Origin of the sequence: Azospirillum sp. TSH58, assembly GCF_003119115.1 — a bacterium.
Lineage (GTDB): Bacteria > Pseudomonadota > Alphaproteobacteria > Azospirillales > Azospirillaceae > Azospirillum.
The window spans coordinates 1,001,488-1,022,847 of the sequence record NZ_CP022367.1; the positions used below are offsets into that span (position 1 = coordinate 1,001,488).

Here is a 21,360-nt window from a genome sequence, read left to right on the forward strand (position 1 = left end):
CCCGTTGTCGCGGATACCCGCACCGCCAGCCGGAGTACCCTTTCTCGGCCCCATGGGCCAACCAGAAGAGGCAAGCACCGCCTTGACGAGCCTGACCGCATCCAGCCTGGCATCCAGCCTGATCGATCGCCCGGCCGACGCCGCGGCCGATCGCGATATCGCCAGCGCCCGGCGCGTCCTGCGGATGGAGGCCGAGGCCCTGACCGCGCTGGCGGACGGGCTGGACGGCGCCTTCGTGCGCGCGCTGGACCGGCTGGCCGGGATCGCCGGGCGCGTCGTCGTCTCCGGCATGGGCAAGTCCGGCCATGTGGCGCGCAAGATCGCCGCGACGCTGGCCTCCACCGGCACGCCGGCCTTCTTCGTCCATCCGGGCGAGGCGAGCCACGGCGACCTCGGCATGATCGCCCGGCAGGATGCGGTGATCGCCCTGTCCAATTCCGGCGAGACGCACGAGCTGTCGGACATCGTCGCCTACACCCGCCGCTTCGACATTCCGCTGATCGGCATCACCCGGCGCGCCGGCTCCTCCCTGGCCGAGCAGTCGGACGTCGCGCTGGTGCTGCCGCCGGCCCCGGAGGCCTGCCCGCTGGGTCTGGCCCCGACCACGTCGAGCACGATGATGCTGGCGCTGGGCGACGCCCTGGCGGTGGCGCTGCTGGAGCGGCGCGGCTTCACGGCGGCGGATTTCAAGCAGTTCCACCCCGGCGGCCAGCTCGGCCGGGCGCTGCTGAAGGTGACCGACGTGATGCACAAGGGCGACGACATGCCCCTGTGCGCCTTGGATACGCCGCTTTCCACCGTCATATTCGAGATGACGGCCAAGCGGCTGGGCTGCGTCGGCGTGCTGGACGCCGCCGGCGCGCTGGCCGGCGTCATCACGGACGGCGATCTCCGCCGCCACCTGACGCCGGAGCTGTGGGCGGAGCGCGCCGACAGCATCATGTCGCCGCGGCCCAAGACGATCCGCCCCAAGGCGCTGGTCGAGGAGGCGCTGCGGGAAATGAACGCGAAGCAGATCACCAGCCTGTTCGTGGTGGAGGCGGACCGGCCGCTCGGTGTTGTGCACATTCACGATTGCCTGCGCGCCGGGGCGGCGTGACGGGCAACCGGAGGACGGTGACGCCATGGACAGCGACCTGAAGGATCGGACGGTGAACACGCAGGAGCGGCGCACGGATGCGCCTTCCCTCGCCGCGCAGCTCATGGCGATGCCGGACGCCGCGCCCGACGGCGAGGCGGCCAAGCGCGTCCACCGGCGCCGGGAAATCCGCCCGGTCAGCCGGGTCTACAGCCGTTTCGTCACCGGAATGAAGTTCGCGCTTCCGGCGCTGGCGCTGGCGGTGATGGCGCTGATCGCCGTCTGGCCGTCGCTGACCGAGCTGCCGACCCTGCGCATCTCCGCCGACAAGGGCCAGCTTGAGATGATCAAGCCGCGCTACATCGCGGTGGACGAGGACAACCAGCCCTTCTCGCTGGTGGCGGTCAAGGCCGACCGCATCGCCGACCAGCCGGACATCGTCCTGCTCGACCAGCCGGAAGCCGAGATGACCCAGACCGACGGCACCTGGGTGACCATCCGCTCCGACAAGGGCTGGTACAACCAGGTCACCGGCATCCTGAAGATGCGGGGCCATGTCCGCGTCATGCGCGACGACGGCAACGAATTCACCACCGAGGAAGCGGACTCCGACATCCGCAAGGGCACCGCCTGGGGCGATGTCCATGTCGTGGGCCAGGGGCCGCAGGGCGTCATCAACGCCGAGGGGTTCCGCCTGTCCGACCGTGGCAAGACGATGGTGTTCCTGAACCAGTCCAAGGCCGACGTCCAGGCCGCCGAAAGCCCGGGAGGAAAGACGCGTTGAGTGCAGCCACCTTTGCGGCCCCGCTGTTGGCCGCGTTCCTCCTGCTGTCGGGAGCGTCCCTCCCGGCGGCGGCACAGGGGCTGCCCGGCCTCGGCGGTGGCCCCAACCCGGTCGAGGTCGACGCCGACCAGGCCATCGAATGGCACCAGGACGTGCGCGCCTATGTGGCGCGCGGCAACGCCTCGGCCAAGCGCAGCGACAGCACCGTCTACGCCGACGTGCTGACCGCCTATTACCGCGAGGTGCCCGGCAAGGGGAACGAGGTGTTCCAGCTTCTTGCCGAGGGCAACGTGCGCATCGTCAGCCCGACCCAGGAGGTCTTCGGCGAGCGCGGCGTCTACGACGTGGACAAGCAGGTGGCGGTGGTCACGGGGCGCAACCTCAAGCTGGTCACCCGCACCGACATCGTGACGGCGCGCGACACGCTGGAATATTACGAGGCGAGGAACCTGACGGTGGCCCGCGGCGACGCCGTGGCCGTGCGCATCGCCAACGGCGACCGGCTGCGCGCCGACATCCTGATCGGCCAGCTCAAGAAGATGCCGGACGGCTCGACCCAGATGGAGCGCATCGATGGCGCCGGCAGCGTGGTGGTGACCACCGCGACCGACGTGGCGCTGTCGGACAAGCTGGTCTATTCGGTGGCCGACGAGACGGCGGTGCTGCTGGGCAACGTCAAGATCACCCGCAACGACAACCAGCTCAACGGCGACGCCGCCGAGATGAACATGAAGACCAAGGTCAACCGGGTGATCGCCGGTCCTGCCACCGGCGGGCGGGTGATGGGCCTGCTGATCCCCGGCCAGGAGCCGGGCGCCCCCGGTGGCCAGCCCACCGCGCAGGCGGGCGGCAAGCCCCCCGCCCAATCGGGCGGCACGCCCGGCGCTAAGCCCTGACCGACCCGGCAGCGAATCAATGGCCATGGACATCGAAGACCGGGACCTCGGCGGCCCGACCCTTTCCGCCTCGAACCCGTCGGGTCTCCCGGCGGGCCAATCCGCCACCGACGCGCGTCCGAGCGAGGGGCTGGTGGCCCTGCATCTCGGCAAGGCCTACAAGAAGCGCCCGGTCGTCCGCGACGTGACCGTGACGGTCCAGCGCGGCGAGGCGGTCGGCCTGCTCGGCCCCAACGGGGCGGGCAAGACGACCTGCTTCTACATGATCACCGGGCTGATCGCCGCCGATTCCGGCACCATCCTGCTCGACGGGCAGGACATCACGGCGCTGCCCATGTACCGCCGGGCGCGGCTGGGCATCGGCTATCTGCCGCAGGAGGCCTCGATCTTCCGCGGCATGTCGGTGGAGAACAACATCCGCTCCGTGCTGGAGGTGGTGGAGCCCAACCGCGACACGCGCGAGCAGATGCTGGACGAACTGCTGGCGGAGTTCTCGATCACCCACCTGCGCCGCGCCCCGGCGCTGGCCCTGTCGGGTGGCGAGCGGCGGCGCGTGGAGATCGCCCGCGCCCTGGCTTCCCAGCCGCACTTCATCCTGCTCGACGAGCCGCTGGCCGGCATCGATCCGATCGCGGTGAACGACATCCGCGAGCTGGTCAGCCACCTGCGCGACCGCGGCATCGGCGTGCTCATCACCGACCACAACGTGCGTGAAACGCTCGACCTCGTCGATCGGGCATACATCTTGCACGATGGTGTGGTACTAATGGAGGGAGAGCCGGCCGAGATCGTGGCGCACGAGGATGTGCGCCGGGTCTACCTCGGGGACCGGTTCAGCCTCTAGTGCGGTTTTCCTGCCCATGGCGCTCAGCCAACGCCTCGATCTTCGTCAGACCCAGTCCCTGGTGATGACTCCGCAGCTGCAGCAGGCCATCAAGCTGCTGCAGCTGTCGAACATCGAACTGTCGGACTTCGTGGATCGCGAGATCGAGCAGAACCCCTTGCTGGAGCGCGACGGCGGCTCCGGCGAAGGAGGGGGCGAGGCCGGGGGCGACGGTGCCGGTGAGAGCCGGGGCGAGCCCGGCGTGGTGGACCTCGCCGCGCCGGAGGAGCGCCAGCCGCCGATGACCGACGGGCGGACCCGCGACACGGTGGAGATGACATCGTCGGAGACGATGGGATCGGCGTCCGACGCGCCGCTCGACACCGATTTCGAGAATGTCTATTCCGACGACCGCTTCTCCGACGGGACGGACGGCTCCAGCGACGTCTACGGTTCCTGGCAGGAGCGCGGCGGGCGCGGCGGCTTCGAGGACGACGAGTCCAACCTGGAAGCCACGCTGACCGGCCAGAAGAGCCTGCGCGACCATCTGACCGAACAGCTGAAGATCGACCTGCCGGACCTCGGCGACCAGCTCATCGGTCTGGCGCTGATCGACATGCTGGACGAGGCCGGCTGGATCACCGGGCTGGAGGTCGAGAGCCTGGCGGGGCAGCTCGGCTGCGCGCCGGAGCGGGTGGAGCGGGTTCTCGCCGCCTGCCAGCGCTTCGATCCGCCGGGCATCTTCGCCCGCTCGCTGAAGGAATGTCTGGCGATCCAGCTTCGCGAGAAGAACCGCTTCGACCCGGCCATGGCCGCCCTGCTCGACCATCTGGAGCTGCTGGCGGCGCGCAACCTGCCGGCGCTGATGAAGGTCTGCGGCGTGGACGCCGAGGACATCGCCGACATGGTGGCGGAGATCCGCAAGCTGAACCCCAAGCCGGCGCTCAGCTTCGACCACACGCCCGCCCAGCTCGTCACCCCCGACATCCTGATGCGCGCCAATCCCGGCGGCGGCTGGCTCATCGACCTGAACCCGGACACGTTGCCGCGGGTGCTGGTCAACCACCGCTATTTCGCGCGCATCTCCGGCACCGCCCGCAACAAGGCGGACAAGGAATACATCACCGAACGCTTCCAATCGGCCAACTGGCTGGTCAAGTCGCTGCACCAGCGCGCCACCACCATTCTGAAGGTGGCCAGCGAGATCATCCGGCAGCAGGACGCCTTCTTCATCCACGGCGTCTCGCACCTGAAGCCGCTGATCCTGCGCGACATCGCCGAGGCCATCGGCATGCACGAGAGCACGGTCAGCCGCGTCACAACCAACAAGTTCATGGCGACGCCGCGCGGCGTGTTCGAGCTGAAGTATTTCTTCACCTCCGCCATCCAGGGGGCGGACGGGCAGGCGGCCCACTCGGCGGAGGCCGTGCGCTACCGCATCAAGGCGATGATCGACGCCGAGAAGCCCGAAGACGTGCTGTCGGACGATAAAATCGTCGAAATCCTTCGTGGGGAAGGGATCGACATTGCGCGCCGGACGGTCGCGAAGTATCGTGAAGCGATGCGCATTCCGTCATCGGTGCAGCGACGCCGTGCCAAGATGTCACGCATGTAACCGGGCCGGGAGGGGGCCGTCCTTGATTGACAGCCCATACCGCCGTCACTATGGTCCCCGTCCGCACGTGGCGGCCTTCCGTCGTCCTATGTCTATCGCGGACCAGATTGGAAACATCCCAAAATGCAACTGACCGTCAAAGGCAAGCAGCTTGACGTTGGCGACGCTCTGCGCAGCCACGTCGCGGACAGCCTGAACGCCATCGTCGGCAAGTATTTCAACAAGCCGATCGAGGCCAACGTCGTCCTGACGCGCGAAGCGCATCTGTTCAAGGCCGACATTCAGGTCCATGTCGGTCGTGGGATCGTCCTGCAGAGCGCGTCCGAGGCCACCGAGCCGTACCCCGCCTTCGACACCGCGTGCGAAAAGCTGGCCAAGCGCCTGCGCCGCTACAAGCGCCGCCTGCGCGACCACCACAGCGTCGAAGCCCCGGCGCAGGAAGCCTTCCCGGCCCGCTACCAGATCCTGGAAGCGGAGAAGGACGAGGCCCATGTGGAGAGCGAAGAGGCCGCCGCCGAGGAGGCGCAGCCCATGGTGATCGCCGAAATGGAAACCACCATCGCGACCCTGGCGGTCAGCGAGGCGGTGATGCGCATGGAACTCGCCGATGCTCCGGCCCTGATGTTCCGCAACGGCGCCCATGGCCGCCTGAACCTGGTCTACCGCCGCGCCGATGGCAACATCGGTTGGGTGGACCCGGCGGAGAAGGCCGGCGCCTGAGTCCGGTCTCTGTTCCAACCACACCCATAGCGTCATGCTCGATCTCATCACGCCGCACGCCATTCTCCCGAACCTGAAGGCCGGCAGCAAAAAGCAGGCCCTGCAGGACTTGGCGCGCAAGGCGTCCGAGCTGACCGGCCAGCACGAACGGGCGATCTTCGACGTCCTCCTGGAGCGCGAGCGGTTGGGCACCACCGGCGTGGGTCATGGCATCGCCATCCCGCACGGCAAGCTGCCCAACCTCGACCGCGTCCATGGCGTCTTCGCCCGGCTGGAGCGGCCCATCGACTTCGATGCGATCGATGAGCAACCGGTTGACCTGATTTTCCTGCTGTTGGCTCCGGATCATGCCGGCGCCGACCATCTGAAGGCGCTGGCCCGTGTGTCGCGCCTGCTTCGCGACCAGTCCATGTGCGAGAAGCTGCGCGGTTCGGACTCGGCGGACGCGATCTACGCGCTCCTGACCCAGCACGAGGCCAGCCACGCGGCGTAAGGCGCGTTTCCTTGCGAACACGAAAAAACGGGAGGGCCGGCGGCCTTCCCGTTTTTCGTTTTGCGGCATCCCGAAGCCTGCGGCATCCCGAGGCCATCGCGTCGTCAGGCAGGAGCAGGGGGCGTACGTTTGTACGTACGTCCCCCGATGCCCTGTACGTTCAGGCCCGCTCGGCCCAGCCCATGTAGTTCACGTCGAGATCGCGCGGGTTCAGGCGGAACTCGTCCGACAGCGGGTTGTAGGTGATGCCGGTCAGGTCGCGGATCGCCATCCCCTCGGCGCGCAGGGCGGCGGCGACCTCGCCGGGGCGCAGGAACTGGCGCCAGTTGTGGGTGCCGCGGGGCAGCCAGCGCAGGATGTACTCCGCCCCGACGATGGCCAGCGCGAAGGATTTCGGCGTGCGGTTCAGCGTCGCCAGGAACAGCGCGCCGCCCGGCGCCGTCAGCTCCGCGCAGGACTTCACGAACAGCGGCACGTCGGCGACATGCTCGATCACCTCCATCGCCAGCACGGCGTCGAAGCGCTCGCCGCTGGCGGCCAGGGCCTCGGCGGTGGTGGCGCGGTAGTCGACGGGGGTGCCGGTCTCCGCGGCGTGGGCGGCGGCGGTGCGGACGTTGCGCTCGGCCGCGTCCACCCCGACCACGGTGGCGCCCATGCGGGCGACCGGCTCCGACAGCAGGCCGCCGCCGCAGCCGATGTCGACGATGCGCAGTCCCTTCAGCGGCTCCGCCGCCAGCGGGTCGCGGCCCAGGCGGCGGCACAGCGTGTCGCGGATGTAGGCCAGCCGCAGCGGGTTCAGCCGGTGCAGGGGCCGGAACTTGCCGGTGGGGTCCCACCATTCCGCGGCGATGGCCGAAAAGCGGGCGATGTCCTGAGGGTCGACAGTGCCTGCGGTGCCTGCGGTTCCGGCGGTCGCGGTCATGAAAGAAATCCCGTATGCTTGGATTGCGAGAACAATTGCGGGGCGAACTTGCCTCGCTGTGAGCGACAGAGTATGGATACGCCGCCCCGCGCCGGCAACGGTAGAGCGGGGGCGCGGACTGCCGGCTTTTTTGCCGGCCCAGACATGGTGTGAGGTATGGCGCGGATCGTCCTCAAGTTCGGCGGCACGTCGGTCGGCGACATCGACCGCATCAAGAACGTGGCCCGAAAGGTCGAGCAGGAAGTCAAGGCGGGGCATCAGGTCGCCGTCGTCGTGTCGGCGATGTCCGGCGTGACCAACCAGCTCGTGAAATACTGCAACGACATCGACAAGCTGCACGACGCGCGCGAGTACGACGCCATCGTCGCTTCGGGCGAGCAGGTGACCTCCGGTCTCCTCGCCATCGCGCTGCAGTCGCTCGGCATCCAGGCCCGGTCCTGGCTCGGCTGGCAGATTCCGATCTACAGCGACGAGACGCACGGCAAGGCGCGCATCGTGTCGATCGACACGGCGGAGCTGGACAAGCGGATGAACACCGGCGAGGTCGCCGTGGTCGCCGGCTTCCAGGGCGTGACCGAAACCGGCCGCATCACCACGCTGGGCCGCGGCGGCTCCGACACCTCGGCGGTCGCCCTGGCGGCGGCGCTGAAGGCCGACCGCTGCGACATCTACACCGACGTGGACGGCGTCTACACCACCGACCCGCGCATCGTCACCAAGGCGCGCAAGCTCTCCAAGATCACCTACGAGGAGATGCTGGAGCTGGCGTCGCAGGGGGCGAAGGTCCTGCAGACCCGCTCGGTCGAGATGGCGATGAACCACCGCGTGCGCGTGCAGGTTCTGTCGAGCTTCGAGGAGGCCGCCGGCAGCGCGCTTCCCGGTACCCTTGTTGTTGACGAGGACGAGATCGTGGAAAAGGAAGTTGTGAGCGGCATTGCCTACAGCCGCGACGAGGCGAAGATCACCCTCATCGGCGTCGCCGACCGTCCGGGCGTGGCGGCCAGCATCTTCGGTCCGCTGACCGACGCCGCCGTCAATGTCGACATGATCGTCCAGAACGTGTCGGAAGACGGCAAGTCCACCGACATGACCTTCACGGTCGGCAAGGCCGACATCGCCCGCGCCGTGAAGGTGCTGGAGGACGCCAAGGCCGAGCTGAACTACCAGCGCATCGTCTCCGACGCCAACGTGGTGAAGGTGTCGGTGATCGGCGTCGGCATGCGCAGCCACGCCGGCGTCGCGCAGCGCATGTTCAAGGCGCTGGCCGACAAGGGCATCAACATCCAGGTCATCTCCACCTCCGAGATCAAGATCTCCGTCCTGATCGCCGAGGAGTATGCGGAGCTGGCGCTGCGCGCGCTGCACACCGCCTACGGGCTGGACGCGGCCTGAGCCGGGTGACGGGAGGGGGGCGGCGATGACCGACGCCAGGTCCGACGCGGTCGCAGGCGCCCGACTCGACCGGCTGTGGGAGCGTGGCTGCGCCTTCCTCGGCACGCGCACCGCCATCATGGGCGGTGCGATGAGCTGGGTGTCGGAACGCCACCTCGTCTCCGCCATCTCCAACGCCGGGGGCTTCGGCGTGCTGGCCTGCGGCTCGATGCCGCCGGACCTGCTGGCGGCGGAGATCGCCGCCACGCGGGCACTGACCGCGAAGCCCTTCGGCGTCAACCTCATCAACATGCACCCGGACCTCGACCGTCTGATCGACGTCTGCCGGGAGCTGGCGGTGAGCCACGTGGTGATCGCCGGGGGCTTCCCCAGCGGCGCCACCATCAAGCGCATCAAGGACGGCGGCGCCCGCGCCATGGCCTTCGCCCCGACGCTGGTCAGCGGCAAGCGGATGGTCAAGCTCGGCATCGACGCGCTGGTGATCGAGGGCACGGAGGCCGGCGGCCACATCGGCCCCGTCTCGACCACCGTCCTGGCGCAGGAGATCCTGCCCGACCTGCGCGAGGTCCCGGTCTTCGTGGCCGGCGGCATCGGGCGCGGCGAGGCCATCCTGTCCTATCTGGAGCAGGGGGCGGCGGGCGTGCAGATCGGCACCCGCTTCGTCTGCGCCACCGAATCCATCGCGCACCCGCGCTTCAAGCAGGTCTTCATCAAGGCCTCGGCGCGCGACGCCCAGGCGTCGGTGCAGATCGACCCGCGCTTCCCGGTGATCCCGGTGCGGGCGCTGGCCAACGCCGGGTCCAAGCGATTCATGGAGCTTCAGCGCGAGGTCATCGGCCGCGTGGACCGCGGCGAGACGACGCGCGACGCGGGCATCCTGGAGATCGAGCATTTCTGGGCCGGCGCGCTGCGCCGCGCGGTGATCGACGGCGACGTGGAAAGCGGCTCGCTGATGGCCGGGCAGAGCGTCGGGCTGGTCACCCGCGAGCAGCCGGTGGCCGAGATCATCGGCGACCTGATCGCCCAGGCCGAATTGGCGCTGGCCGCCCGCTGCCCGCCATCCTCCGACCAGGGGGCCGACCGGGGGGCCGACCAATCGCCCGGCCAATCGCCCGGCCAATCGCCGGGTGCGGGCGAGCAACCGGCCATACTGGGGGCGGCATGAGATGAACGGCGTCGTGGGCGACATCCCCGCCGGTTCGCCGGGCTTCGACGGCGCCGCCTCGCGCCGCCTGCTGGCGCGGCTGCGCGACGTCATGGCGGGCTCCGGCTCCGGCCAGGAGCGGCTGGACAAGATCGTCACGCTGATCGGCATGGAGATGGGGGCGGACGTCTGCTCCTGCTACGTCATGCGGGCGGGCGAGGTGCTGGAGCTGTTCTCCACGCTCGGCCTGAACCAGGACGCCGTGCACAACACCCGCCTGCGCGTGGGCGAGGGCATCGTCGGCGACATCGCCGGCCACGCGCGGCCCATCGCGCTGGACAACGCCCCGTCGCACCCCAGCTTCGCCTACCGCCCGGAAACGGGGGAGGACCCGTTCCTGTCGCTGGCCGGCGTGCCGATCCTGCGCGGCGGCAAGGTCCGCGGCGTCCTGGTCATCCAGCACAAGGACCGCCGCCGCTACACCGAGGTCGAGGTCGAGACGCTGCAGACCATCGCCATGGTGGTGGCCGAGCTGGTCGCCCAGGGCGAGCTGGTCAACCCGCAGGAGGTCGCCTCCACCGGCGACCCGGCGCTGCTGCCGGCCCGCCTGTCGGGCACGTCGCTGGCCAGCGGTCTGGCGATGGGGCTGGCGGTGATCCACCGCCCGCAGCTCACCATCCGCCAGATGGTCTCCGAGGATGCGGAGAGCGAGCTGGCGCGGCTGAACGCGGCCATCGCCACCATGCACAGCGCCATCGACGATCTGCTGAACGCGGCGGCGCTGGCGGGGTTGAGCGAGCCCAAGGACATCCTGGAAACCTACCGCATGTTCGCGGAGGACCGCGGGTGGCTGTCGCGCATCCGCGAGGCGATCCGCATGGGGCTGACGGCGGAAGGGGCGGTGCAGCAGGTGCAGAACGACACCCGCGCCCGCATGAGCCACCTGACCGACCCCTACATCCGCGAACGGCTGCTCGACCTGGAGGACCTGACCAACCGGCTGCTCCAGCACCTCGCCGGGCGCAAGTCGGAGGCCGACGGCGGCACGCTGCCGGAGGACATCGTCCTGGTCGCGCGGTCCATGGGGCCGGCGGAGCTTCTCGACTACGACCAGCGCCGCCTGCGCGGCGTGATCCTGGAGGAAGGCTCGCCGTCCAGCCACGTCTGCATCGTGGCCCGCGCGCTGAACATCCCAGTGGTGCAGGCGCCCGACGCGCTGAACCGGATCGAGCCGCTGGACCCGGTGATCGTCGACGGCGACCACGGGCAGGCCTTCGTCCGCCCGGCGGAGGACATCCAGATGGCCTTCGCGGAGGCCGTGGCCCTGCGCGCCCGCAAGGAGCAGATGTACGAGGCGATCCGCGCGCTGCCCTCGGTGACGCGTGACGGGGTGCCGATCTCGATCCAGCTGAACTGCGGCCTGCTGATCGACCTGCCGCATCTGAAGGCCAGCGGGGCGGAGGGGATCGGCCTCTACCGCACCGAAATCCCCTTCATGGTGCGCTCCACCTACCCGGACGTCCACGCGCAGACCGACCTCTATTCCCGCATCCTCGACCAGACCGACGACAAGCCGGTGGTCTTCCGCACGCTCGACGTCGGCGGCGACAAGATGCTGCCCTACATCGCGGCCAGCGAGGGGGAGGAGAATCCGGCGCTCGGCTGGCGGGCCATCCGCATCGGGCTGGACCACCCGTCGCTGCTGCGCCAGCAGTTGCGCGCCCTGCTGCGGGCGTCCGCCGGGCGTCCGCTGTCGGTGATGTTCCCGATGATCGCGGAGGTGGCGGAATTCGACGCCGCCCGCCGCCTGCTCGACCTGGAGATCACCCGGCTGGCGAGCCAGGGCGGCGAGCCGCCCAGCCGCGTGCGCGTCGGCACGATGATCGAGGTGCCGGCGCTGCTCTGGCAGCTGCCCGCCCTGCTGCCGCGGGTGGATTTCCTGTCGGTCGGCTCCAACGACCTGACCCAGTACATCTTCGCCAGCGACCGTGGCAACCCGCGCACCTCCGGCCGCTACGACCCGCTGTCGCCGGCCATGCTCAGCCTGCTGCGCCGGCTGGTCGAGGCCTGCGGCGACGCCAACGTCCCGGTCAGCATCTGCGGCGAGATGGCCGGCCGGCCGCTCGACGCCATGGCGCTGATCGGCATCGGCTTCCGCACCCTGTCGATGTCGCCGCCCTCGGTCGGGCCGGTGAAGACGATGCTGCGCTCGCTCGACGTGGCGGCGCTGCGCCAGTACATGAACGGGCTCTACCTGCGCGGCGACCACAGCCTGCGCGACAAGCTGCGCAGCTTCGCCAAGGACCACGGCGTCCTCATCTGAGGCCCCGCCCGAGGCGCCTCCAAGGCCGCTTCCTCCACCCTGGAGACATATCCGGCGCCGCCGCCCGCCGCGGCGGCGTTTTGTTACAGCGGTTCGGGCGAAGGGCGTATACAAGATGGCAGGATCACGGTCTTTCCCGGTTGCGCCGCCCCCGCGGCTGGCGTACCCATGCCGGGGGTGCGACCACAAGTCATCCGAGGCGACGGTACGGTTGAGATGATGGCCAAGCGCAAGGTTTTCGGCTCCTACGACCCCGCGCAGGACGGCCCGGCGCAGACCGGCCCCAGCGTGTCCGACACCCTGCGCGAGACGCGCGAGAGCCTCGGCTACGACCTGCGCGAGGTCGCGACGATGCTGCGCATCCGCTACCCCTACCTGCAGGCCATCGAGGCCGGCCGGTTCGAGGACCTGCCGGGCACCACCTACGCCGCCGGCTTCCTGCGCTCCTACGCGGAATGCCTGGGGCTCGACCCCGACACCATCCTCACCCGCTACAAGGACGAGGCGGCGGGCCGCACGCGCAGCCAGCAGCTCTATTTCCCGACCCCGGTGCCGGAAGGCCGCATCCCCGGCGGCACGGTCCTGCTCGGCACGATGGTGCTGGCCGGCATCGTCTATGGCGGCTGGTACTATCTGTCGGCGACCGACCGGTCGATGGTCGATCTGGTCCCGACCCTGCCCGACCGGCTGGTCTCGCTGCTCGACACGCTGCCTTTCAACGCCAGCCAGACGGGTGGCCAGAACGGCGCGGTGCCGGCGCCGACCGAAACGCCCGCCGCCCCGGCCTCCGTCCCGACCGTGATGGCGGAGGCTCCGCCCGCCCCGGCGGTTCCCCCGTTGGCCGCCCCGCCCGCGGCCGGTGGCGCGTCCACGGCGGTGCCCGCCCCGGCGGCACCGGCTCCCGCCGCTCCGACCCCGACCGTTCAACCGCCGGCCGTTCAACCGCCGGCCGCCCAACCGCCAACCGCCCAGGCTCCCGCAACTCCGGCCAAGCCCGCCCCGGCCCCCGCTGCGGTGGTCGCCCAGCCGGCTCCGGCCGCTCCCGCCAAGCCGAACGCTCCCGCGGCGGCGCCAACGCCCGCTCCGTCCGCCGCTCCATCGGCCATGGTGAACGTTCCGCCGCCTCCGGCCGAGGACGACGAGTCCGAAGGCGCCACGCAGGAGCCGACCCCGCTCACCCCCGCCGCCCCGGCCATCGCCAGCCTGCCGCCCGCCGCTCCCGCGGCGCCGCCGCCCGCCGCGGACGGGGCTCTGCCGTCGAAGGTCTACGGCACGCAGAACGCCGCTTCGCGCATCCAGCTCCGCGCCACGCAGGACAGCTGGATCCAGGTGCGCGACAACAGCGGCGAGATCATCTTCACCCGCGTGCTGAAGCCGGGCGACGTCTACCGCGTTCCCGACCGCTCGGGCATCCGCGTGCGCACCGGCAACGCCGGCGGCTTGGTCGTCGTCACCGACGGGGTGGACGGCGCGCCGATGGGTGCGGTCGGGCAGGTGCTGCGCGACGTGTCGCTGGACCAGCACGCGCCGACCCTGCGCGGCGCCGCCCCCGCCCATTGAGGACGGGGTATTCACGGCTTTTTCCCTTGAATCCGGCGCGGCGGACCGCACTTCAGGCGTGACGCCGGCTGCGCTATAAGACGCGCCGGACCCGATTCATGCCCCGAGGCCACAGCCCATGAGCAGCGTGCGCGCCTACCGCCAGATCCTTCGCCGCAAGTCCCGCCAGATCCGGGTGGGCAACGTGCTCGTCGGCGGCGACGCGCCGATCTCGGTGCAGACGATGACCAACACGCCGACCGCCGACGTGGCGGCGACGGTGGCGCAGATCCAGGCGGCGGAGCGGGTGGGCGCCGACATCGTGCGCGTCTCCTGTCCCGACCAGGAATCGGCGCTGGCGCTGAAGCAGATCGTCCCGCAGGTCTCGGTGCCGATCGTCGCGGACATCCATTTCCACTACAAGCGCGCCATCGAGGCGGCGCAGAGCGGGGCGGCCTGCCTGCGCATCAACCCCGGCAACATCGGCTCGGCGGAACGGGTGCGCGAGGTGGTGAAGGCGGCCAAGGACTACGGCTGCTCCATGCGCATCGGCGTCAACGCCGGCTCGCTGGAGCAGGACCTGCTGGAGAAGTACGGCGAGCCCTGCCCGGAGGCGCTGGTCGAGAGCGCGCTCAACCACGCGAAGATCCTGGAGGACCATGACTTCACCGAGTTCAAGATCTCGGTGAAGGCCTCCGACGTGTTCCTGGCGGTCGCCGCCTACCAGGGCCTGGCCGAGGCCTGCGACTATCCGCTTCACATCGGCATCACCGAGGCCGGCGGCCTGCGCGCCGGGACGGTGAAGTCGTCCATCGGGCTGGGCATGCTGCTGTGGTCGGGCATCGGCGACACCATCCGCGTGTCCCTGTCGGCGGAGCCGGCGGAGGAGGTCCAGGTCGGCTACGAGATGCTGAAGTCGCTGGGCCTGCGGCGGCGCGGCGTCACGGTCATCTCCTGCCCGAGCTGCGCGCGGCAGAACTTCAACGTCATCAAGACGGTGGAGACGCTGGAGGCGCGGCTGGCCCACATCACCACGCCGCTGACCCTGTCGGTCATCGGCTGCGTGGTCAACGGCCCCGGTGAGGCGCGCGAGACCGACATCGGCCTGACCGGCGGCGGCAACAACACCCATCAGGTCTATCTGTCCGGCGTCACCGACCACCGGCTGAAGGACCAGAACATCGTGGACCACCTCGTCGGGCTGGTCGAGAAGAAGGCCGCCGAGATCGAGGCAGCCAAGATCGAAGAGGCCAAGGCCGCCGAAAAGGCGGCGGAGACGGCCGCCGAGTGACGGAAGCGGCGCGGGCGGACGATTGAAATGAGGACGCCCCGCGCCATCCGTGCTTAAATCCGCGGCAACCGTACCATCCTTGTCGGCCGTGCCGCGGCCTGGGCCAGAGTCAGAGTGACCGCTTCCTATTTCGTCATCGGCGCCAGCCACCGGTCCTGCTCCGGCGCGATCCGCGACCGTCTGACGACGGAGGAGGCGGAGGTGCCGGCGATGCTGGAGCGGCTGAGCGCCGCCGGCATCGCCCAGGCGATGTGGCTCAGCACCTGCGACCGGGTCGAGGTGCAGGCGGTCCACGAGCGCCCGAACGAGGCCGCGCTGACCATCGCCGGCATCATGGCGGAGCGGGTGGGGCTGACCGAGACCGACCTCGCCGGGCAGCTCTACACCCTGACCGGCGCGGCGGCGGTGCGCCACGTCTTCGCCGTCGCCTGCTCGCTCGACAGCCAGATCATCGGCGAACCGCACATCCTGGGGCAGGTCAAGGCCGCCCACCGCCACGCCGCCGCCGCCGGCCTGTCCGGCCCGGAGCTGGAAGTGCTTCTCCAGGCCGCCTATGGTGCGGCCAAGCGGGTGCGCCGCGAGACGCCGATCGCGGAGGGCGCCACCTCGCTGGTCGCCGCGGCGGTCCAGGTGGCGCGCGACCTGCACGGCGACCTGAGGCGCTGCACCGGCCTGCTGATGGGGCTGGGCGACATGGGCGCCCTGGTGCTGGAGGGCCTGCGCGAGGCGGGGCTGGGCCGGCTGATCGTCGCCGCCCCGGTGGACCGCCGGGCCGAAGCGGCGGCGCGGCGCATGGACAGCCACTTCGCGCCCTGGGCCGATCTCGATTCGGCGCTGACCAGCGCGGATATCGTGGTGACCGCGGCGGGTCTGGGGCGCTATATCCTCTCCGCGCCGCAGTTGGGGGCGGCGTTGAAGCGCCGCCGCCGGCGCCCGGTGTTCGTGGTGGACGCGGCGATCCCCGCCGACGTGGACCCGGACGTCGCCGGGCTGGACGAGGCCTTCGTCTACGACCTCGCCGATCTGGAGCGCGTGGCGCTGCAGGGGCGGGTCGGGCGCGAGGCGGCGACCCAGGCGGCCTGGACCATCGTGGACGAGGCCCTGGCGGCCTTCGCCCGCCACCGGGCCGAGCGCGCCGCGGTGCCCGCCGTGGCGGCGCTGCGGACGCATTTCGAGACGGAGCGGCGGCGCCTGCTGGACGAGCAGCGGGGGCTGGACGCGGCGTCGGCGACGCGGCTGCTGGTCAACCGGCTGCTGCACGGCCCGTCGGAGGCGCTGCGCGCCATGGCGGCGGACCCGGACGGGGCCGGGATGGCGGAGCGGGCGGCGGCGGAACGGCTGCTGTTCCGGCTGTTCCGGCTGGACGAGTCCGGCGGAGCCGGTCTGGGCGCTGGCCCGGGTGCCGGCCTTGGCGCCGGGAGTGATTTGGATAAGGACGAGCGACGTGAGCCTGGACGAGAAGTTCAATAGGGTCGTGGCCCGCCATGACGAGCTGCGGGACGCGATGGCGGCGGGGACGGTGGACCCGGCGGACTTCGCCCGGCTGTCGAAGGAATACGCCGACCTGACCCCGGTGGCCGAGGCCATCGCGGAGCTGAAGAAGGCGAAGGCCGAGGCCGCCGACCTCGCCGGCATGATCGCCGACCCGGCGGGCGACGCCGACATGAAGGCGCTGGCCGAGGAGGAGTTCGCCGACCTCACCCGCCGCATTCCCGCCCTGGAGCGGCGGGTGCAGATTTCCCTGCTGCCCAAGGACGAGGCGGACGAGAAGAACGCCATCCTGGAGGTGCGGGCCGGCACCGGCGGCGACGAGGCGGCCCTGTTCGCCGCGGAGCTGTTCGAGATGTACCGCCGCTACGCCGGGCTCCAGGGCTGGCGGTTCGAGACGATGGAGGTCAGCGAGACCGGCATCGGCGGCTACAAGGAGGCCATCGCCAACATCACCGGCCGCAACGTGTTCGCCCGGCTGAAGTTCGAATCGGGGGTCCACCGCGTGCAGCGCGTCCCGGCGACCGAGACCCAGGGGCGCATCCACACCTCCGCCGCCACCGTCGCGGTGCTGCCCGAGGCGGAGGAGGTGGACATCCACATCGACGAGAAGGACCTGCGCATCGACGTGTTCCGCTCCAGCGGTCCCGGCGGCCAGTCGGTGAACACGACGGACAGCGCGGTGCGCATCACCCACCTGCCGACCGGCCTGGTGGTCAGCCAGCAGGACGAGAAGAGCCAGCACAAGAACAAGGCCAAGGCCCTGAAGGTGCTGCGCGCCCGCCTCTACGAACGGGAGCGCGCCGAGAAGGACAAGGCCCGCGCCGCCGACCGCAAGAGCCAGGTGGGCTCCGGCGACCGCTCGGAGCGCATCCGCACCTACAACTTCCCGCAAGGGCGGGTGACCGACCACCGCATCAACCTGACGCTCTACAAGATCGAAAAGGTGATGGCGGGGGAAGCGCTGGACGAGCTGATCGACGCGCTGACGGCGGAGGACGAGGCGGCGCGGCTGTCGGAGCTGCAGTAGGGCGGTTCCGTCAATCTCCTTCGGGGAGTTTCGGGCCGCCGATGGCGGCGAGGATCGTCGCCGCCACGCCCTCCGGGTTGTTCAGCACGTCGTTGTTCCAGAAGCGCAGGATTCTCCAGCCGTGTTGCCGCAAATGCTCATCCCGGGCGGAATCGTAGGCGGAGTCGGCGTGCTGGCCGCCGTCGACTTCGATGGCGACACACACATCAAGGCAGGCGAAATCGAGAATGTAGGGAGGCAGCGGATGTTGCCGGCGGAATTTCCACCCGCCCAATTGGCCGTGGCGCAGATAGCGCCACAGCGTCCTTTCGGCATCCGTGGGCTGGGTGCGCATGTCGCGGGCGTGACGTTTGAGGGTCGGGTTTCTGGCCATGATGCGCCTGTTACCGTAGACCCCCACCCTAACCCTCCCCCGCTGGGCGGGGGAGGGGACAAGGGGCCGCATCGATCTCCCTCCCCCGCCCAGCGGGGGAGGGTCGGGGTGGGGGAACCATGACCATCACGCTTCACCAACTCCGCCGCGCCGCCGAGGCCCGCCTGCGCGAGGCCGGGGTGGACACGCCCGACCTCGACGCGCGCCTGCTCGTCGAGCACGCGCTGGGCCTCACCCGCTCCGACCTGTTCGCCCGGGCCAACGATCCCGTTCCGGAGCCCGACGCGGCCCGCCTCCGCGCCCTGGTCGAGCGGCGGGCGGCGCGGGAGCCGGTGGGACGCATCCTCGGCCATCGCGAGTTCTGGACGATCGACCTCGCCCTCAACCCCGATACCCTGGAACCCCGGCCGGATACCGAGACGCTGGTCGAGGCGGTGCTGAAGGCGCTGCCGGACCGGACCGCTCCGCTGCGGCTGCTCGACCTCGGCACCGGGACCGGCTGCATCCTGCTGGCCCTGCTGGCGGAACTGCCCAACGCCACCGGCCTCGGCGTCGATCTCAGCCCCGGCGCGGTGGCCGCCGCCACGGAGAACGCGGCGCGCAACGGGCTGGCGGAGCGGGCGCGCTTCCAGACCGGCAACTGGGGCGCCGGGCTGGCCGAGCGGTTCGCCGTCGTCGTCTCCAACCCGCCCTACATCCCCAGCGCGGACATCGCCGCGCTCGATCCGGAGGTGCGCGAGCACGACCCGCTGCGCGCGCTGGACGGCGGGGCGGACGGGCTGGACGCCTACCGGATCATCGCCGCGCAGACGCCGCACCTGCTCCTGCCGGGCGGTCTGGCCGGGCTGGAGGTCGGGCAGGGGCAGGCGGCGGACGTGGCGGGGCTGCTGGCCGCCGCCGGGCTGGAGCCGGCGGGCGTCTTCCGCGATCTGGGCGGCGTGGAACGCTGTGTCCTGGGGCGGAAGAGGGCGTGATTTCGCCCCATCCCCCCAAAAAAAAGGTTGGATTGACGCGCGGTCCCCAGTAGGGTGCAAGGACGACGATGGCCCGGGGACGATCATCCCAGGGTGTACCCATGGCCTCCGGAAACCCCGCGCGGTTGGGCGGACGTCCGAGAAGGCAGACCGGTTGATCGGTTGGGCGCGTCGATTTGATCCCTGCGACCCATCCGCGGTTGGTTCCGCGGCGGGCCCGGCGACCGGATGGTCAGCCAGGGCGTTCGCGGGATTGCACTTCTCTTACATGGGGCCATAAGAGCCAAATGAGACAAGGACCGAACTCCAGGCGCTCGCGCGGTCGTGGCAACGGCGGCGGAGGTGGCGGCGGCGGGGGCGGCGGTGGCAACCGCCGGCAGAACGTTCCGCTGCGTCACCAGACCTTCGACAGCAATGGTCCGGACGTGCGCATCCGCGGCAACGCGTGGCAGGTCCATGAAAAGTATCTGGCGCTGGCCCGCGACGCCTCCTCGTCCGGCGACCGCGTCCAGGCGGAAAACTACCTTCAGCATGCGGAGCACTATTTCCGCATCATCAACCAGATCCAGGAATCCGAGAACCGCCAGCGCGGCAACGCCGGCGCCGCCGGCCTCGGCCCGCAGCCCAGCATGGGCGGTTCGGCGGAGGACGAGGACGGCGGCGAGATGGGCGACGAGTCCGAGGCCGCTGCCGACGAACGCACCCCGATGAGCGCCTGATACGGAATGTCCGACGTCCGCCAGTCCTGAAGCCGGCGACTCCCGGTTTCAGGACTGGCCGGTTTCCGGCTGCAGGTTTTCAGGCCGCAAGTCTTCAGGCCGGATGAGTTTTCAGGCTGGCAGGTCTTCGGCCAGCGCCACCGGGTCGCCCACCGCGATCCGGCCCCCATGCACCACGCGGGCATAGACGCCGCACTGCGTGTGGTCGTAACCGCGCTCCAGAATGGGAAGCGTGTTGAGGTCCCGCGCCCCGGTCGCCGGGTTGACCTCGCTGGAGGGGCGGCAGTCCTTGTGGTCGCAGATGCGCAGGGTGACCTCGCCGATGGTCAGCAGCGCGCCGATCCACTGGCGTTCCACCCAGGGCTCCAGCCCGTCGATCATCAGGTTGGCGCGGAAGCGCCGCGGATCGACCGGCTGCTTGGCCACCCGCTCCTCCAGATCGCGCACGCTGGCGAGATTGAGGATGGAGACCGCGGCCTCTTCCCGGTCGGTGAAGGAAAAGCCGCCGCCCTGCGCCGGATGCCTGGCCTCGGCCAGCTTGGGCAGGCCGGGAGCCGCGCCGGCCAGATAGGCGGCGAAGAACTGCTCCACCAGCATCCGGCCCATCGGCTGGTCCAGGCGCCCGCGCGACACCTGCTTGCCGCCGCGCCGGATGATCAGCGACTGGGTGGCTTCGTCGAACTCGGTGTCGAGCAGCGCCAGCTTCTCGTTCCGGTCGAGCGTGAAGAAATCCTCGTTCGGGCGCCAGCCCTCGACATCCGGGGTCAGGGCCGCCGGGCCGTGCAGCAGGCCGAAGCGCCGGTCAAAAGGAATGGGTTGGCCGGTGACGAGGTCAACGGCGGGAAGATCCTGGCCGCTCAGCCCCTTCACGGGGTAGCGGCGTATGGCGGCGACGGTCGCGGGCATTGCATCGCACAATGGTGGGACCGGTTCGCTTCTGTCAACCGTCGCAATCGAAAACCGTCACCACCGCTCGGCCAAAGGCTCCCGACCCTGGAACTCGGCGATTCGCCGCCGCGTCGCGGGGGAGGTGTCCTCCGGCAGCCGGTCCAGCGGGAAGAAGCGCGCCTCCAGGATCTCCACCCCGTCGGCCCGCAGCGTCCCCGACCATCCCTGCGCGACGAAGACGGCCACATGGTCGCTCGCCCCGTGCCGGAAGCGGGCGTAGACGCCGAAGGGCTGCGGGCCGCTCTCCACGGTCAACCCGACCTCCTCGCGCACCTCGCGCTTCATGGCCTCCACCAGGGACTCCCCTTTTCCGACTCCGCCGCCCGGAAAATGCCAGCCGCCGATATAGCTGTGGCGGATCAGCAGGACCGAGGCCGGACCGCCCCCGGCCCCCGAGTCGTCCAGGATGATCCCCCGCACCCCCATGGTCAGCGGGCGCGCCACCCAATGCCACATGTTGCGGCCGTGCCAGGCCAGCCGCATCAGGGGGGTGGTCAGGGCGGGCCGCAGGGCCTTGGGCGAAGGGTCGCGCGGGGTGCCGGGCGGGGTGCTGGTGGGCGTGGCCGTCATGAAGGCGGGAGTCCGTGGCATTGGCGCAAAACCCTAGCCTTTTCCGTCGGGCCGCGGAAAGCCACCCTTTCGGCGCGGGTCCGACAAAAGCAATAACCACGCATACCGGGGGGTCTTGCATACGGATGGGCCTCTCCCACATCTACGGCGACGCATGCATCCTTGCGGATCGCACTGGTAACGTGGATCGGACTGACCGGGCTGCCTCGCGGACGGTCGGCGATGAAGGGAGCACAAC

At 70.2% G+C, this 21,360-nt stretch carries 20 protein-coding genes; 16 read left to right on the forward strand and 4 right to left on the reverse strand.

Annotated elements, in window-relative coordinates; genetic code table 11:
• Positions 1-82 precede the first annotated feature (82 nt).
• From TSH58p_RS26015 to ptsN, 7 genes are all read left to right on the forward strand, one after another.
• On the forward strand, positions 83-1,099 hold the full coding sequence (locus TSH58p_RS26015; protein WP_109069154.1) for an SIS domain-containing protein: 1,017 nt from the start codon (positions 83-85) through the stop codon (positions 1,097-1,099).
• Positions 1,100-1,124: 25 nt separating this feature from the next.
• Positions 1,125-1,862 (forward strand): LPS export ABC transporter periplasmic protein LptC, encoded by a 738-nt coding sequence (gene lptC, locus TSH58p_RS26020; protein WP_109069153.1) that lies wholly within the window; start codon positions 1,125-1,127, stop codon positions 1,860-1,862.
• Positions 1,859-2,758 (forward strand): LptA/OstA family protein, encoded by a 900-nt coding sequence (locus TSH58p_RS26025; RefSeq protein ID WP_109069152.1) that lies wholly within the window; start codon positions 1,859-1,861, stop codon positions 2,756-2,758. Before lptC ends, TSH58p_RS26025 begins: the two co-directional genes overlap by 4 nt.
• A gap of 19 nt (positions 2,759-2,777) precedes the next feature.
• The gene (lptB, locus tag TSH58p_RS26030; RefSeq protein ID WP_109069151.1) at positions 2,778-3,602 is read left to right on the forward strand and encodes an LPS export ABC transporter ATP-binding protein; all 825 of its coding nucleotides are present in this window, start codon (positions 2,778-2,780) and stop codon (positions 3,600-3,602) included.
• 16 nt (positions 3,603-3,618) lie between these two features.
• Complete coding sequence (gene rpoN / locus TSH58p_RS26035; RefSeq protein ID WP_109069150.1) at positions 3,619-5,196, forward strand: RNA polymerase factor sigma-54; 1,578 nt, start codon at positions 3,619-3,621, stop codon at positions 5,194-5,196.
• A gap of 123 nt (positions 5,197-5,319) precedes the next feature.
• A complete protein-coding gene (gene hpf / locus TSH58p_RS26040) occupies positions 5,320-5,916 on the forward strand; it encodes a ribosome hibernation-promoting factor, HPF/YfiA family (protein ID WP_109069149.1) in 597 nt (198 codons plus the stop codon).
• A gap of 34 nt (positions 5,917-5,950) precedes the next feature.
• Complete coding sequence (gene ptsN / locus TSH58p_RS26045) at positions 5,951-6,409, forward strand: PTS IIA-like nitrogen regulatory protein PtsN (RefSeq protein ID WP_014198055.1); 459 nt, start codon at positions 5,951-5,953, stop codon at positions 6,407-6,409.
• A 160-nt stretch (positions 6,410-6,569) separates the two neighbouring features.
• Here the strand turns inward: ptsN and ubiG are convergent, their stop codons facing one another.
• Entirely contained in the window at positions 6,570-7,331 is a 762-nt protein-coding gene (ubiG, locus tag TSH58p_RS26050) for a bifunctional 2-polyprenyl-6-hydroxyphenol methylase/3-demethylubiquinol 3-O-methyltransferase UbiG (RefSeq protein ID WP_109069148.1), read from the reverse strand.
• A gap of 156 nt (positions 7,332-7,487) precedes the next feature.
• Between ubiG and TSH58p_RS26055 the strand changes: the two genes are divergently transcribed.
• From TSH58p_RS26055 to prfA, 7 genes are all read left to right on the forward strand, one after another.
• Positions 7,488-8,723: an aspartate kinase gene (locus tag TSH58p_RS26055; RefSeq protein ID WP_109069147.1), complete on the forward strand. Its 1,236-nt coding sequence runs from the start codon at positions 7,488-7,490 to the stop codon at positions 8,721-8,723.
• A gap of 25 nt (positions 8,724-8,748) precedes the next feature.
• The gene (locus TSH58p_RS26060; RefSeq protein WP_247873930.1) at positions 8,749-9,888 is read left to right on the forward strand and encodes a nitronate monooxygenase family protein; all 1,140 of its coding nucleotides are present in this window, start codon (positions 8,749-8,751) and stop codon (positions 9,886-9,888) included.
• A gap of 1 nt (position 9,889) precedes the next feature.
• Positions 9,890-12,190 (forward strand): phosphoenolpyruvate--protein phosphotransferase, encoded by a 2,301-nt coding sequence (gene ptsP, locus TSH58p_RS26065; protein WP_109069146.1) that lies wholly within the window; start codon positions 9,890-9,892, stop codon positions 12,188-12,190.
• 216 nt (positions 12,191-12,406) lie between these two features.
• The gene (locus tag TSH58p_RS26070) at positions 12,407-13,750 is read left to right on the forward strand and encodes a helix-turn-helix domain-containing protein (protein ID WP_247873929.1); all 1,344 of its coding nucleotides are present in this window, start codon (positions 12,407-12,409) and stop codon (positions 13,748-13,750) included.
• A gap of 118 nt (positions 13,751-13,868) precedes the next feature.
• A complete protein-coding gene (gene ispG / locus TSH58p_RS26075) occupies positions 13,869-15,020 on the forward strand; it encodes a flavodoxin-dependent (E)-4-hydroxy-3-methylbut-2-enyl-diphosphate synthase (protein ID WP_109069145.1) in 1,152 nt (383 codons plus the stop codon).
• Positions 15,021-15,134: 114 nt separating this feature from the next.
• Positions 15,135-16,490: a glutamyl-tRNA reductase gene (gene hemA, locus TSH58p_RS26080; RefSeq protein WP_109069144.1), complete on the forward strand. Its 1,356-nt coding sequence runs from the start codon at positions 15,135-15,137 to the stop codon at positions 16,488-16,490.
• Positions 16,465-17,538, forward strand: coding sequence for a peptide chain release factor 1 (prfA, locus tag TSH58p_RS26085; RefSeq protein WP_094305560.1), 1,074 nt, complete (start codon positions 16,465-16,467; stop codon positions 17,536-17,538). Before hemA ends, prfA begins: the two co-directional genes overlap by 26 nt.
• A 10-nt stretch (positions 17,539-17,548) precedes the next feature.
• Here prfA and TSH58p_RS26090 read toward each other — a convergent pair whose 3' ends face one another.
• A complete protein-coding gene (locus TSH58p_RS26090) occupies positions 17,549-17,911 on the reverse strand; it encodes an endonuclease domain-containing protein (RefSeq protein ID WP_109069143.1) in 363 nt (120 codons plus the stop codon).
• Positions 17,912-18,030: 119 nt separating this feature from the next.
• Between TSH58p_RS26090 and prmC the strand changes: the two genes are divergently transcribed.
• On the forward strand, positions 18,031-18,885 hold the full coding sequence (prmC, locus tag TSH58p_RS26095; RefSeq protein WP_109069142.1) for a peptide chain release factor N(5)-glutamine methyltransferase: 855 nt from the start codon (positions 18,031-18,033) through the stop codon (positions 18,883-18,885).
• A gap of 287 nt (positions 18,886-19,172) precedes the next feature.
• A complete protein-coding gene (locus TSH58p_RS26100) occupies positions 19,173-19,604 on the forward strand; it encodes a DUF4167 domain-containing protein (protein WP_109069141.1) in 432 nt (143 codons plus the stop codon).
• A 111-nt stretch (positions 19,605-19,715) separates the two neighbouring features.
• On the opposite strand, the gene TSH58p_RS26105 is transcribed toward TSH58p_RS26100, so the two are convergent.
• Both TSH58p_RS26105 and TSH58p_RS26110 read right to left on the reverse strand, forming a co-directional pair.
• Positions 19,716-20,510: an MOSC domain-containing protein gene (locus TSH58p_RS26105; RefSeq protein ID WP_109069140.1), complete on the reverse strand. Its 795-nt coding sequence runs from the start codon at positions 20,508-20,510 to the stop codon at positions 19,716-19,718.
• A gap of 57 nt (positions 20,511-20,567) precedes the next feature.
• Positions 20,568-21,122: an NUDIX domain-containing protein gene (locus tag TSH58p_RS26110; protein ID WP_109069139.1), complete on the reverse strand. Its 555-nt coding sequence runs from the start codon at positions 21,120-21,122 to the stop codon at positions 20,568-20,570.
• Positions 21,123-21,360: the final 238 nt, after the last annotated feature.

Coding starts and splice junctions, on each gene's coding strand:
- lptC (WP_109069153.1), top strand. CDS start 1,125: ATGGACAGCGACCTGAAGGATCGGACGGTGAACACGCAGGAGCGGCGC.
- lptB (WP_109069151.1), top strand. CDS start 2,778: ATGGCCATGGACATCGAAGACCGGGACCTCGGCGGCCCGACCCTTTCC.
- rpoN (WP_109069150.1), top strand. CDS start 3,619: ATGGCGCTCAGCCAACGCCTCGATCTTCGTCAGACCCAGTCCCTGGTG.
- hpf (WP_109069149.1), top strand. CDS start 5,320: ATGCAACTGACCGTCAAAGGCAAGCAGCTTGACGTTGGCGACGCTCTG.
- ptsN (WP_014198055.1), top strand. CDS start 5,951: ATGCTCGATCTCATCACGCCGCACGCCATTCTCCCGAACCTGAAGGCC.
- ubiG (WP_109069148.1), bottom strand. CDS start 7,331: ATGACCGCGACCGCCGGAACCGCAGGCACCGCAGGCACTGTCGACCCT.
- TSH58p_RS26055 (WP_109069147.1), top strand. CDS start 7,488: ATGGCGCGGATCGTCCTCAAGTTCGGCGGCACGTCGGTCGGCGACATC.
- TSH58p_RS26060 (WP_247873930.1), top strand. CDS start 8,749: ATGACCGACGCCAGGTCCGACGCGGTCGCAGGCGCCCGACTCGACCGG.
- ptsP (WP_109069146.1), top strand. CDS start 9,890: ATGAACGGCGTCGTGGGCGACATCCCCGCCGGTTCGCCGGGCTTCGAC.
- TSH58p_RS26070 (WP_247873929.1), top strand. CDS start 12,407: ATGATGGCCAAGCGCAAGGTTTTCGGCTCCTACGACCCCGCGCAGGAC.
- ispG (WP_109069145.1), top strand. CDS start 13,869: ATGAGCAGCGTGCGCGCCTACCGCCAGATCCTTCGCCGCAAGTCCCGC.
- TSH58p_RS26090 (WP_109069143.1), bottom strand. CDS start 17,911: ATGGCCAGAAACCCGACCCTCAAACGTCACGCCCGCGACATGCGCACC.
- prmC (WP_109069142.1), top strand. CDS start 18,031: ATGACCATCACGCTTCACCAACTCCGCCGCGCCGCCGAGGCCCGCCTG.
- TSH58p_RS26100 (WP_109069141.1), top strand. CDS start 19,173: ATGAGACAAGGACCGAACTCCAGGCGCTCGCGCGGTCGTGGCAACGGC.
- TSH58p_RS26105 (WP_109069140.1), bottom strand. CDS start 20,510: ATGCCCGCGACCGTCGCCGCCATACGCCGCTACCCCGTGAAGGGGCTG.
- TSH58p_RS26110 (WP_109069139.1), bottom strand. CDS start 21,122: ATGACGGCCACGCCCACCAGCACCCCGCCCGGCACCCCGCGCGACCCT.